This is a genomic window from Mesorhizobium sp. Arg314 (genome assembly GCF_053714275.1).
Genome location: NZ_JBSKBP010000004.1, coordinates 148,784 through 161,517, shown reverse-complemented (window position 1 = coordinate 161,517; position 12,734 = coordinate 148,784). Strand labels below are relative to the sequence as shown.

The following is a 12,734-nucleotide window of genomic DNA, read 5'->3' as shown; positions in this document are numbered from 1 at the left end:
TCTTCTCCGGTTCGAAAAATCAGGCTGATTGCATCTCGGTGAGGATCGCCTCAGCCGCCGCGCGGCGATCCGGCGCCGCGACGATGGGCCGGCCCACGACGAGATGGCTGGAGCCGTTGCGAATTGCCTGCGCTGGCGTCACCACGCGTTTCTGGTCGCCATGGTCGCTGCCTGACGGCCGGATGCCCGGCGTCACCACCGCCATGTCGGGGCCGACGATGCGGCGCACCGCTTCAGCCTCCTCCGCCGAGCAGACGATGCCGCCCATGCCGGCATGCAGCGCCTGTTCGGAGCGCCTGAGCACCAGCGTGTGCGGGTCGTATTCATAGCCGGCGTCGATCATGTCCTGCTCGTCCATCGAGGTCAGCACCGTCACTCCGAGCAGGCACAGATCGCTGCCTTTGGCCGCCTCGACCGCTGCTTTCATCGCTTTTGGATAGGCATGCAGCGTCAGCATCGTCATGCCCATCCTGACGATGTTCTCGACGCCCTTGGCCACCGTGTTGTCGATGTCGAGCAGCTTCATGTCGAGGAACACTTTCGTGCCGCCGCTCGCCAGTTCCCGAGCGAAGTCCAACCCGCCGGCGAAGGCGAGCTGGTAGCCGATCTTGTAGAAGGAAACGGTGCCTTCGAGCTCGCGCACCGCCTTCTCGGCCTCCTTCAGCGTCGGCAGGTCGAGCCCGACGATCAGCCTCTCTTGCATGGACTTGGCGCGCATGGTGTCGGCTTCCGCGAAATGCATCACGCCTCGATCCGGGTGGACAGCATGCGCGAGGTTTCGATCAGCGTACGGCATAGGCGCTCCATCGATCGGTGTAGTCTATCGTCCCTGAATTGTCCGTCCTCGGCGAAAGCTTCGTCGGCGCCGGCAACCGAGCATTCCGGCGTAATCACCTCCATCTGGCAGCGCACCAGCACCGCGCGCAGATGGTTGATGCAGCGTATGCCGGCGAACTTGCCCTCCGAGGACGAGCAGAGTCCCACCGGCTTGCCGGCAAGCGGCCTGGATGTACGGTTGCCGTCGCGCCGTATCAGGCTTACCCAGTCGATCGCGTTCTTGAGCAACGGCGGGATCGAGCCGTTATATTCCGGCGTGGCGATCAGCAAGCCATCATGGACCGCGATCTGCCGACCGAGCTTCACGGCATTCTCGGGGATGCCTTTTTCCTTCTCGAGGTCTTCGTCCATGATCGGTAGCGGATAATCGCCGAGCGAGATGCGCGTCACCTCCGCGCCCTGCATGGCGAGTTCCTTCTGCGCGACATCGGCCGTCCGGCCGCTGAACGCGCCGGTCCGGACCGAGCCAGCGAAGACGAGGATTCTTGGGATCACTGCCATCGGCCTGCTTCGCTAAGGGAGTAAGGGAGTAGGGGAGCAAGGCAATAGGGATTAGTCCGCAAATCGTCCCGTTCATTCCCTACTCCCTACTGCCTTACTCCCCTACTCCCTTCATCTAATGCGCCGCGCGCCGGTAGATCCACAGCTGAGTCGGCGGGATGTTGCGGATGATGAAATCGAAATGCTCGACCGTGTAGTCGCCGCGCCCCGCCGGGATCGGCGACAGCGGGCCATAGGTCAACTGCACGATCGGCCGGCCATGCGGGATGCGGTCGAGCAGGCTTTCGATATAGGCGACGCGCTGGGCGACCGGGAAATTGAGCAGCGGCACGCCGGAGACGACCGAATCGAACACCATGTCGCGCTTGTCGCCGAGCGTGGCGTTGAGATTGAAGGCGTCGCCCTCGATCACGTTGACGCCGGGATAGAGCCTGCGCAGATGGCGCACGAAGTCGCTCGAATATTCGACCGCGTATAGGTTCTCCGGCTTCACGCCCTGGGCCAGGATGGCGCGGGTGATGACGCCGGTGCCGGGCCCGACTTCAAGCACCGGCAGGCCCGATCTCGGATTGACGATCGAAGCCATCTTGCGGGCGGTGATGGAACTGGTGGGAACGATCGAGCCGACCGCTTTCGGCTTGTCGATCCAGCCTCTGAAGAACTTCAGCTCGTCGTCGAATTTCTCCGCCAGCGCTTTGCGCAATCCGGGACCACGTGCCATGCGAGCTCTCCTCACTGCTCAGCCTCCCGATCCGCTACTTAGCAGCTGGGTGGCACAAGGCAAGGTATCGGTCCGGCATAAGGTGTTGATGACGCTTGGGAAGCGTCCGCTTCCGATGCCGGTGCGCGATGCCGGCACGGTCATGAGCCTTCGCCAAAAGACTCGAAGAAGTCCTTCATGCGGGCGAAAAAGCCGCTCGACTGGGGCGAATTGTCCTTCGAGGAGAGCTGCTCGAACTCCTCCAGCAGCTCGCGCTGGCGGCGCGTCAGGTTCTGCGGCGTCTCGACCGCCGTCTGGATGTAGAGGTCGCCGACATTGGGCTGGCGCAGCACCGGCATGCCCTTGCCCTTGAGCCGGAACTGGCGGCCGTTCTGAGTGCCTTCCGTCACCTTGACCTTGGTCTGGCTGCCGTCGAGCGTGGTGACCTCGAAGGAGCCGCCAAGGGCTGCCGTCGTCATCGAGATCGGCACTTTGCAATAGAGATCGGCGCCGTCGCGCTGGAAGAATTCGTGCGGCTTCACCGCCAGGAAAATGTAGAGGTCGCCGGACGGTCCGCCGCGCAGGCCGGCCTCGCCCTCATTGGCAAGCCGGATGCGGGTGCCGTCCTCGATGCCGGCCGGGATGTTGACCGACAGCGAACGCTCCTCGGTGACGCGGCCCTGGCCGGCGCATTTCGGGCAAGGATCCTTGATCGTCTGGCCGCGGCCCTGGCATTGCGGGCAGGTGCGCTCGATCGAGAAGAAGCCTTGCGTGGCGCGCACCTTGCCGTGGCCGTGGCACATCGAGCAGGTCACCGGCTGCGTGCCGGGCTTGGCGCCGCTGCCGGAGCATTCCGAGCAGGAGATGGAAGCCGGCACGCGGATCTGCGCCGTCTTGCCGGAGAAAGCCTCTTCCAGCGTGATTTCCATGTTGTAGCGCAGGTCGGCGCCGCGTTCGCGGCCTCCGGAAGAGCGGCGCTGGCGGCCGCCCATCATGTCGCCGAAAATATCCTCGAAGATGTCCGCGAAGCCGCCGGCGCCAAAGCCGTGCGCGGCGCCGTTCATGCCGCCCTGCTCGAAGGCGGCGTGGCCGAAGCGGTCATAGGCGGCGCGCTTCTGCGGGTCCTTCAGCGTCTCGTAGGCTTCGTTGATTTCCTTGAACTTGTGCTCGCAGGCACCGTCGCCGGGGTTGCGGTCGGGATGGAACTGCATGGCGAGCTTACGGAAAGCGCTCTTGAGTTCCTTTTCGTCGGCGCCTTTTTGCACGCCCAGCGTTTCGTAGAAATCAGCTTTCATTTTTTCCCGCTGTCCGGATGCTCAATGTCTTCAAGCATTGTTGGCGACGTTTGCCGGCACGTTCTTGGATTTAGGAGCGATGGTACCCGGATGCTAGTACTAAGCTGGGCCCGCTCCGGGTTTTTCAGTCACTTTTTCGGACAGGCCCTTACTTTTTCAGCGAAGGTTGCAAAAAAGCCCGGCTTTGCGCCGGGCTTTTGCACTTATTCGCCGTCAGCCGGCTCAGGCCGACTTCTTCTTGTCGTCGTTTTCGTCGATTTCCTCGAAGTCTGCGTCGACCACGTCCGAATCCTTGGCGGCATCCGCCTTGGCGTCGGCTTCGGCCGCTTCCTTCTGCGAGGCCTCGTACATGGCCTGGCCAAGCTTCATCGACACTTCGGCAAGCGACTGCGACTTGGCCTCGATATCGGCCGCGTCGTCACCTTCGGCCGCGGCCTTCAGCGCGGCGATGGCGTCGACGATCGCGGCGCGGTCAGCCTCCGAGACCTTGTCGCCATAGTCCTTGAGCGACTTCTCGGACGAATGCACCAGCGCTTCGGCCTGGTTGCGGGCCTCGACGAGACCACGGCGCTTCTTGTCCGTCTCGGCATTGGCCTCGGCGTCCTTCACCATCTTCTCGATGTCGGCGTCGGACAGACCGCCCGAAGCCTGGATGCGGATCTGGTGCTCCTTGCCGGTGCCCTTGTCCTTGGCCGAGACGTTGACGATGCCGTTGGCGTCGATGTCGAAGGTGACCTCGATCTGCGGCACGCCGCGCGGGGCCGGCGGGATGCCGACCAGGTCGAACTGGCCGAGCAGCTTGTTGTCGGCCGCCATTTCGCGCTCGCCCTGGAAGACACGGATCGTCACCGCCGACTGACTGTCCTCGGCGGTCGAGAAGGTCTGGCTCTTCTTGGTCGGGATCGTCGTGTTGCGCTCGATCAGCCTGGTGAACACGCCACCCAGCGTCTCGATGCCCAGCGACAGCGGCGTCACGTCGAGCAGCAGGACGTCCTTGACGTCACCCTGCAGCACGCCCGCCTGGATGGCGGCGCCAAGCGCCACGACCTCATCGGGGTTGACGCCCTTGTGCGGCTCCTTGCCGAAGAACTGCTTCACGATCTCCTGGATCTTGGGCATGCGGGTCATGCCGCCGACCAGAACCACTTCGTCGATCTCGGCAGCCTTCAGGCCGGCATCCTTGAGCGCCGCCTTGCAGGGCTCGATGGTGCGCTGGACGAGGTCGTCGACCAGCTGCTCGAACTTGGCGCGGGTCAGCTTCATCGTCAGGTGCTTCGGGCCGCTGGCGTCGGCGGTGATGAAGGGCAGGTTGATCTCGGTCTGGGTCGTCGACGACAGCTCGATCTTGGCCTTTTCCGCGGCTTCCTTGAGCCGCTGCAAGGCAAGCTTGTCGTTCTTCAGGTCGATGCCCTGTTCCTTCTTGAACTCGGCCGCCAGGTACTCGACGAGCCGCATGTCGAAGTCCTCGCCGCCGAGGAAGGTGTCGCCATTGGTCGACTTCACCTCGAACACGCCGTCGCCGATTTCGAGCACCGAAATATCGAACGTGCCGCCGCCAAGGTCATAGACGGCGATGGTCTTGCCGTCCTTCTTTTCCAGGCCATAGGCGAGCGCCGCGGCCGTCGGCTCGTTGATGATGCGAAGCACCTCGAGGCCTGCGATCCTGCCGGCATCCTTGGTCGCCTGGCGCTGGGCGTCGTTGAAATAGGCTGGAACGGTGATGACCGCCTTCTCGACCTTTTCGCCGAGATAGGCTTCCGCCGTCTCCTTCATCTTCTGCAGGATCATGGCCGAGATCTGGCTGGGCGACTGTTTCTTGCCGCCGGCCTCGACCCACGCGTCGCCATTGTCGCCCTTGACGATCTTGTAAGGGACAAGCTTCTTGTCCTTCTCCGTCACCGGGTCGTCATAGCGGCGCCCGATCAGGCGCTTGACCGCGAAGATGGTGTTTTCGGGATTGGTGACCGCCTGGCGCTTGGCTGGCTGGCCGACGAGACGTTCGCCGTCGCTCGAGATGGCGACGATGGAAGGCGTCGTGCGGGCGCCTTCAGCGTTTTCGATCACCTTGGGGTCCTTGCCATCCATGATGGCGATACAGGAATTGGTGGTGCCGAGATCGATACCGATAACTTTTGCCATTTGTTCTAGTCTCTCCTCTAAGCAGGCTCTCAGGACCCTTCAAAAGGCGTTCCGACGAAAGCCCCTGTTCACAAGAAATCCCGTCCCGTCCCCGCATTTCGGGGCCGGACGGCTTGGCGCGTATATAAGAACAGCCGACACGGGGCGCAAGCATTCTGCGCAAGGCGTCCATCGTCTCGACACGGACCGGGAGGCGACCCGCCGTGCTTGGCGGCAAGATCGGCGTGAGATTGCGCTATCGCTTTGTTCCAGCTTGCTTTTTTAGAATCGATGCTATGGACGACGCGCAGATCCGCCATCCGGCAGGGGCAAGATGTGCCCCGGCGGGCGTGACTTTCAGTCGCGAAAGAGCGGAAAATCAGCCTCGCCGCCATGCTTTTGGCATCTGTCGGCGAGCTGTGAAAGCGCCCGGCTCGCGCAGAGTGTCAGCGCGTAGGCCCGAAGGCGGTCTCGCAGAGCCGTTGTAGCCTAGGGAAGATCTGCTTGCCGCCGGTGATCACTTGCGTGCCCTGGTCGAGCACCGTCTTCGGATCGGCCTTGAGCACCGTGCCGCCTGCCTCCTCGACCAGCAGCATGCCGGCAAGGCAATCCCAGGCGTTCATGTGTTCCTCGACATAGCCGAGCAGCCGGCCCGCGGCCGTATAGGCAAGCATCAGCGCGCCGGACGCATTGCGGAAAAAGACGCCGCCTTCGGCCATGATCTTGCTGATGAGCACCGCGACATGCTCGGTCGAAGCCCGGTTCGAAAGCCCGGTGCCGACGGAGCCCTCGGAAAGCGAGGCCGCATTGCTGGCCTTGATCGGCTTGCCGTTGATGAAAGCGCCGCCGCCGAGGCGGCCGTAAAACGTCTCGTCGGTCGAGGGCTCATGGATGACGCCGACCACAGTCTCGCCATCCCTGGCGCAGGCGATCACCACGCACCAGGCGGGAATGCCGCGCACGAAATTGGCGGTGCCGTCGATCGGATCGATCACCCAGACATGACCGGTTTTTCCGGTCACCGCCGCATGCTCCTCGCCGACGATGCCGTCTTCCGGACAGGCCTCGGCGATTGCCGCACGGATGAACAGCTCGACCTCGCGGTCGGCTTCCGAGACCAGATCCTGATGGCCCTTGCTCTCGATGGTCAAATTGTCGAGGTCGCGAAAATATTTCAGCGCCAGATCGCCGGCGCGCCGCGCCAGGTCGATGGCAAAATGCATGCGGTCGTCGAGATCATGGGTCACGGGCAGGCTCGCGCTCCAGAGCAATTCCAGGAAAAGTGTGAAACGGTTTTCCGTCCGGAATTGCGTCAAAACAAAGAAAATAGAGCGGTTCGCCGTGAAACGGTGAAAAGCTCAAGAAGGAGCCTGCCCTTAGCAGACCAGTATGTCAGGCAAAAGCCGTGACGCGATCACGCCGCCTTCGACATCGATTTATGCACGTCGGCGAGGATCTCGAAGGAGCGCACGCGCGCCGCGTGATCGAAGCACTGCGCCGTCACCATCAATTCGTCGGCGCCGGTGCGGCGGCTGAAGGCGTCGATGCCCTGGCGCACCGTTTCCGGCGAACCGACGACGGCGCAGGACAGCGCCTGGGCAAGCATGCTTTTCGCGACGGGATCGAGATCGCGGTCGTAGTTCTCGACCGGCGGCGGCAACTGGCCGGGCCGACCGCTGCGCAGATTGACGAAGGCCTGCTGCAGCGAGGTGAACAAAAGCTTCGCCTCCGCGTCGGTCGGCGCCGCGAAGACATTGAGGCCGAGCATCACATAGGGCTTGTCGAGCTGCGCCGAGGGCTGGAAGCGCGTGCGGTAGACCTCCAGCGCGTGGTCGAGCTCGGCCGGCGCGAAATGCGAGGCGAACGCATAGGGCAGGCCGAGAAGTGCGGCGAGTTGCGCGCCGTAGAGGCTGGAGCCGAGAATCCAGACCGGCACGGTCTGGCCTTCACCTGGCACGGCGCGGATGCGCTGGCCTTCCTCGGCCGGCTGGAAATAGCCCATCAGCTCGACCACGTCCTGCGGGAAATTGTCGGTGCTTTCGAGGTTTCGGCGCAGCGCGCGAGCGGTCAGCATGTCGGTGCCCGGCGCGCGGCCGAGGCCGAGGTCGATGCGGCCGGGAAAAAGTGCCGCCAGCGTGCCGAACTGCTCGGCGATCACCAGCGGCGCATGGTTGGGCAGCATGATGCCGCCGGCGCCGACGCGGATCGTCTTGGTGCCGCCGGCGACATGGGCGATCACCACGGAAGTCGCCGCGCTCGCAATGCCTGGCATGTTGTGATGTTCGGCCAGCCAGTAGCGCCTATAGCCCAGACGCTCGGCATGGCGGGCAAGATCCAGCGAATTGGCAAGCGACTGCGTGGCGGTGCTGCCTTGCGTGATCGGCGACAGGTCGAGAACCGAAAGGGCCGTCATTGGTCAGGTCTCCACGATGCGTTTTTCGCGCAGCCTCGCCGCGAAAGCGGCGCGGTCCGCAATGAGGATGGCGAGCTGGTTCTCCAGCACGTCGGCGAGCTCAATGGCCGTCGCGATTTCGCGCTGCTCGCTGCGGCCGCCGGCATGATGCGTCGACAGCCGGTTGTTGCGCAGCGCGTACCGCCGGTCGGGCAGGGCGAGCGCGGCGACAAGGGTCGAGAGAAAATGCGAGCTCGGATGGGTCGACAGGAAATGGCTGGCGACCCGATAGTCGACCTCATAAGCCTGCTGCATGTCGAAGCGGTAGAGCGTGCGCCAATCACCGCCGATATTTGCCTGCAGGCGGAATTGGTCGCCGGTCTCCACGATGCGGAAGGTCTCATGCGGCGTCTGTTGCTCAAGCCCGGGCTCCAGCAGCAACGGCGCCGTCAGCGTCAGGCCGCCGAAGCCGACATCGGCGATGTAAGCGCGGCCGCCGAGCTCGATGCGCAGCAGCATGTGGCTGCGCGCGGCAATAGTGTCCTCGGGCTGGCCCCACAGCACGCGCGCCGCCAGCCCGCTGGCCGTGAAGCCCAGCGCCGTCAGCGCATGCATGAAGATCAGATTGTGCTCGAAGCAGTAGCCGCCGCGACCCTGGCTGAAGATCTTGTCCTGCAGCGAGGCGACATCGAGCCCGACCGAAACGCCCATCAAGGCGTCTATGTTCTCGAACGGGATCGCCCGCGGGTGGATGGCATGCAGCACCCGCAGCGTGTCCAGCGAAGGGCCGGTCGGCCCGCCATAACCGATGCGGGCGAAATAGCCATCGAGATCGAAGTCGCTCATTGAGGGAACAGGTCCGGCTTGACCGGCCCGATATAGGCACTCGCCGGCGGTGCCGCAAACGATCGGCCGGGACTCGGGGATTGGGCCAGCGCATTACGCGGCGGACTTGTGATCTTGGTCCGCCGTCTCTTCGTCCACGGCCATGGACTGCTGTGCCGCGAGGAAGTTGCCGACATGGCTCAAACCCTCGAAGTGGTCGCAGAAGACCTTGATGACGACCAGCAGCGGCACCGCCATCAGCGCGCCGACGAAGCCCCACAGCCATGACCAGAAGGCAATGGCGATGAAGATCGCCACCGCGTTGATCTCGAGGCGTCGCCCGACCACCATCGGCGTCACGAACTGGCCTTCGACGATGTCGCACAACATCACGAAGGCCGGCGCCAGCAGCGCGAAGGAGATCGAATCGAAGCTGATCAGCGCGATGACGGCAACGAGCAGGATGGTCATCAGCGCGCCGACATAGGGCAGGAAATTGAGCAGAGCCGCCGCCGCGCCCCACACCAGCGGATTGGGCATGCCCAGCCCCCACAGACCCAGCCCGATCACTGTTCCGAGACCCGTATTGATGAGGAGGACAGTGAGCAGATAGTGCGAGATTTCGCGCTCGACGTCATAGACGACGCGCAACGCCCGCTTCTTCTGGGTCATGCTGGTGAAGGACTGGACTATCTTCTCGTAAAACAGCGTGCCCGAGGCGAGCAGGAACAGCGACAGCACGAAGACGATGGTGATCGAGGTGCCTGCTTCGAGGATGTTGCTGGCGGCCGTGGACAGGATGCCGGACGGCGCCACCGCGACCCGCTGCACGCCCGGCTCCTGCGAGGTCTCGGTCAGCGCTTCCAGCTGATGCGCGAGATCCATCATCCGTTCGAGCGGCCGCTTGAACGGCGCCAGCCGCTCGGTGAGCTGCTGGCCGATCGAGTAGCTGTTGTTGATGAGCTCGATGATCGGGCCGCTGAGCAGGTAGCCCGCGGCGGCGAAGACGACGATGGAGAAGAGCACCAGCAGCGTCGCCGAGACCACCTCCGGAATGCCGTGCTTGCGCAGGAAGCGCACGATCGGCGTCAGCGTCAGCGTCAGCAGGAAGGCAAGCATCACCGGCATGAAGAAGGCACGAGCGAAATAAAGCGCGGCGGCCGCCATCAGAATGAAAATCCCGATCAGCAGCGACCGCATCAGGCGCATGTCCGCCCAGGCATCGGCACGCGGATCAGGGCTTTCGGCAACGCTCGCGCCCGAAGCGATCGGTTCGGTTTTCATCGGTTCCCCTAGAGCAATTCCAGGAAAAGTGTGAGCGGTTTTCCGTCGGGAATTGCGTCAAAACAAGCCACCGCAACCGGTGCAATCGACGGGAAACGTGCCTGCCGCGGCAAGGTTCCGTTAGCCGGCGGTCACGGAAGGCCTTCCGCCGCCACCGCTCAGGCGACCGGCGCCGCCGCCGCGGGGACTGCCTTTGCCGTCTCCTTGCGCACGATCGGCGCCACCTTGGTGCCGTAGAGCTCGATCGCCTTCATGATCTTGGCGTGCGGCATGATGCCGATCGCCATCTGCAGGAGGAAGCGGTCGTTGCCGAAGATCTTGTGCTGGGCGACGATCTTTTCCGCCACCGCTTCAGTATTGCCGACGAACAGCGCGCCGTTCGGGCCGCGCGCCTGGTCGAAATGCGCGCGCGAGGTCGGACCCCAGCCGCGCTCGCGGCCGATGCGGTTCATCACCTCGGCCTGCGGTCCGTAGAAGTCGTCGGCCGCCTGTTCGGTCGTCTCGGCAATGAAGCCGTGCACGTTGATGCTGGTGGCGAGCGAAGCTGGATCGGTTCCGGCTCGCCGCGCGGCCTCGCGATAGATATCGAACAGCGGCGCGAAGCGCGCCGGCTCGCCGCCGATGATGGCAAGAGCCAGCGGCAGGCCGAGCGCGCCGGCGCGGGCGGCCGACTGCGGCGTGCCGCCGATGGCGATCCAGATCGGCAGCTTTTCCTGGAATGGGCGCGGATAGACGCCGCGCCCGTTGATCGGCGCGCGCAGCTTGCCCTGCCATGTCACTTTCACCTGGTCGCGGATAGCGAGCAACACGTCGAGCTTCTCGGCGAAGAGCTCGTCATAGTCCTCGAGATTGTAGCCGAACAGCGGGAAGGATTCGATGAAGGAGCCGCGCCGGCCATGATCTCGGCGCGGCCGTCGGACAGAAGGTCCAGCGTCGCGAATTGCTGGAAGACGCGCACCGGATCGTCGGAGGAGAGCACGGTAACCGCGCTGGTGAGGCGGACACGCTTCGTGCGCTCCGCTGCCGCGGCCAGCGCCACAACCGGCGCCGAGGCGGCATAGTCGGGGCGGTGATGCTCGCCGAGGCCGAACACGTCGAGACCGACCTGGTCGGCAAGCTCGATTTCCTCGATGAGGTTGCGCAGCCGCTCATGCGGGCCGATGGCGCCGGGACCCGGTTCCGGGCTGACGTCCGCGAAAGTGTAGAGACCGAGTTCCATGTTGCTGTCCTGGGGTGTCGTCTGGGTTGGTTTCGGCGCTAGAGGTAGCGATCGGTCTTGCCGCCCGCCAGTGGCGGATTGTGAACAGTCCATCGCGATGGCCAGCCGTATCATTGCGGCAACAGCACAGATTTTCATGGCTGGCATACCGTTTTGGCGCTTGAACTCGCCGCTTTCGCGCGTATGTAAGCGTCGCGAATAGACTGCAGGGAAGTACACTTGGCTATCTACAGGGAAAAAGACATTTTCGAGCGGCGCAATGCCGCGAACGAGGCAAAGAAGGCGCTGCTCGAGCGCTTCAAGGCAAAGCCGGCGGCGGATGACCCCGCGGTGCTGGCGCGTCAGGCCGAACGCAAGGCAATCCTCGAGGCTCGCGAGATCCGCGAAGCGGAGAAGGCTAGGCTGAAGCAGGAAAAGCAGGCGCGTGAAGCGGCCGAGAAGGCCGAGCGCGCAGCTATTGCCGAGGCGGCACGGCTTGCCGCGGAAGCAGCCGCGGCCGAAGAGGCCAGGCGCCGCGAGGCCGAGGAAGCCGAACGCATCGCGGTCGACCTTGCCGACGAGGCCGCGCGCAAGGCAAAGCGTGACGCACGCTATGCCGCCCGCAAGTCGCGCGTCGGCAGAACGCCTCCGGGCTTCTCCGCCCGCTAAGTTCGGGTTGGATGGAAAATGTTCAGGGTCGCCGAAAGCGGCCCTGAACGTATTTGTGCCTTCGGAGTAACGTGCTTCGTCTAAACTGATGCATGTCGCCCAGAAGTGTGCAGCGGTTCTGGGATAACGACATGCATAAAAACAAAGACTCAAAGCGCGTCGCTTGAATCCGTTTCAGCGCGACGCGCTTCAGGCGACGAGTTTCAGGCCGATGATGCCGCAGACGATCAGGCTGATGCAGGCGAGCCGGACAATCGTCGCCGGCTCGCCAAGCAGCCAGATGCCGAGCAGCGCCGTGCCGACGGTGCCGATGCCGGTCCAAACCGCATAGGCCGTGCCGACAGGCAGCGCCTTCAGCGCCAGGCCCAGCAGGCCGAGGCTGACGATCATCGAGGCAATCGTCAGAAGGGTCGGCAGCGGCTTCGAGAAGCCGTCGGTATATTTGAGGCCGATCGCCCAGCCGATCTCAAGCAGACCGGCGAAAAAGAGAAAAACCCAGGACATTGAAACAATCCTTCATTCCGGCATCGGTTGAGATGCTCGGTGTGGCGGGTCGTCCCGGCCGGTTTTTCGGGGAAGCGAGGTCGTCCTCGCCCCTTTCATGTGGGGTGCCCTGTTCCCCGATCAACAAAACACCGGCAGTATTGTCATGCCGCCGGTTCGAAGCTGTATTGAGCCGGGTCGATCGAATTCGGCCGCTTACTTTTCCTTGATGCGCATCGCCTTGACCGGCGGCGCCTTCGGAGCCGGAGCCGCGGCGGGCTTCTTGGCGTCCTTCTTCGGCTTGCGGGCTTCCTTGCCTGCCTTCATCGCACCTTTAGCCATGATTCGCTCCTCCGATTGCGGACGTGCAAGTGAAACAAGAGAAATGCCCGGCTGCAAGAGGGTAGCGGCTGTCGCCGCCAACAGCCGGGC

Annotated in this window: 12 protein-coding genes and 1 pseudogene; 1 reads left to right on the top strand and 12 read right to left on the bottom strand. The window is 63.8% G+C overall.

Annotated elements, in window-relative coordinates; all coding sequences use genetic code 11:
• Positions 1-19 precede the first annotated feature (19 nt).
• The 10 genes and pseudogenes from pyrF to ACWGS9_RS06400 all read right to left on the bottom strand — a co-directional run bounded on the left by pyrF (position 20) and on the right by ACWGS9_RS06400 (position 11,171).
• Positions 20-742: an orotidine-5'-phosphate decarboxylase gene (pyrF, locus tag ACWGS9_RS06445; RefSeq protein ID WP_454504436.1), complete on the bottom strand. Its 723-nt coding sequence runs from the start codon at positions 740-742 to the stop codon at positions 20-22.
• Entirely contained in the window at positions 742-1,338 is a 597-nt protein-coding gene (locus tag ACWGS9_RS06440) for an NADPH-dependent FMN reductase (RefSeq protein WP_454504435.1), read from the bottom strand. The genes pyrF and ACWGS9_RS06440 overlap by 1 nt, the downstream gene beginning before the upstream one ends.
• 115 nt (positions 1,339-1,453) lie before the next feature.
• Positions 1,454-2,059 (bottom strand): phospholipid N-methyltransferase PmtA, encoded by a 606-nt coding sequence (gene pmtA, locus ACWGS9_RS06435; protein ID WP_454504434.1) that lies wholly within the window; start codon positions 2,057-2,059, stop codon positions 1,454-1,456.
• Between the two features lie 140 nt (positions 2,060-2,199).
• A complete protein-coding gene (gene dnaJ, locus ACWGS9_RS06430; RefSeq protein ID WP_454504433.1) occupies positions 2,200-3,333 on the bottom strand; it encodes a molecular chaperone DnaJ in 1,134 nt (377 codons plus the stop codon).
• Between the two features lie 222 nt (positions 3,334-3,555).
• Positions 3,556-5,472, bottom strand: coding sequence for a molecular chaperone DnaK (gene dnaK / locus ACWGS9_RS06425; protein WP_454504432.1), 1,917 nt, complete (start codon positions 5,470-5,472; stop codon positions 3,556-3,558).
• A gap of 425 nt (positions 5,473-5,897) precedes the next feature.
• Positions 5,898-6,698 carry an inositol monophosphatase family protein gene (locus ACWGS9_RS06420; RefSeq protein WP_454504431.1) on the bottom strand — a complete coding sequence of 267 codons (801 nt, stop codon included), beginning with the start codon at positions 6,696-6,698 and terminating at the stop codon, positions 5,898-5,900.
• A gap of 167 nt (positions 6,699-6,865) precedes the next feature.
• The gene (locus ACWGS9_RS06415) at positions 6,866-7,864 is read right to left on the bottom strand and encodes an LLM class flavin-dependent oxidoreductase (RefSeq protein WP_454504430.1); all 999 of its coding nucleotides are present in this window, start codon (positions 7,862-7,864) and stop codon (positions 6,866-6,868) included.
• Positions 7,865-7,867: 3 nt separating this feature from the next.
• Positions 7,868-8,689: an arylamine N-acetyltransferase family protein gene (locus ACWGS9_RS06410; RefSeq protein WP_454504429.1), complete on the bottom strand. Its 822-nt coding sequence runs from the start codon at positions 8,687-8,689 to the stop codon at positions 7,868-7,870.
• A 93-nt stretch (positions 8,690-8,782) separates the two neighbouring features.
• Positions 8,783-9,952: an AI-2E family transporter gene (locus ACWGS9_RS06405; RefSeq protein ID WP_454504428.1), complete on the bottom strand. Its 1,170-nt coding sequence runs from the start codon at positions 9,950-9,952 to the stop codon at positions 8,783-8,785.
• Between the two features lie 158 nt (positions 9,953-10,110).
• Positions 10,111-11,171, bottom strand: a pseudogene (locus tag ACWGS9_RS06400) (LLM class flavin-dependent oxidoreductase).
• A 219-nt stretch (positions 11,172-11,390) separates the two neighbouring features.
• Here ACWGS9_RS06400 and ACWGS9_RS06395 point away from each other — a divergent pair.
• Positions 11,391-11,819 carry a DUF6481 family protein gene (locus ACWGS9_RS06395; protein ID WP_454504427.1) on the top strand — a complete coding sequence of 143 codons (429 nt, stop codon included), beginning with the start codon at positions 11,391-11,393 and terminating at the stop codon, positions 11,817-11,819.
• Between the two features lie 189 nt (positions 11,820-12,008).
• Here ACWGS9_RS06395 and sugE read toward each other — a convergent pair whose 3' ends face one another.
• Positions 12,009-12,323 carry a quaternary ammonium compound efflux SMR transporter SugE gene (gene sugE / locus ACWGS9_RS06390; RefSeq protein WP_454504426.1) on the bottom strand — a complete coding sequence of 105 codons (315 nt, stop codon included), beginning with the start codon at positions 12,321-12,323 and terminating at the stop codon, positions 12,009-12,011.
• Positions 12,324-12,518: 195 nt separating this feature from the next.
• The gene (locus ACWGS9_RS06385; protein ID WP_095819016.1) at positions 12,519-12,644 is read right to left on the bottom strand and encodes a hypothetical protein; all 126 of its coding nucleotides are present in this window, start codon (positions 12,642-12,644) and stop codon (positions 12,519-12,521) included.
• Positions 12,645-12,734: the final 90 nt, after the last annotated feature.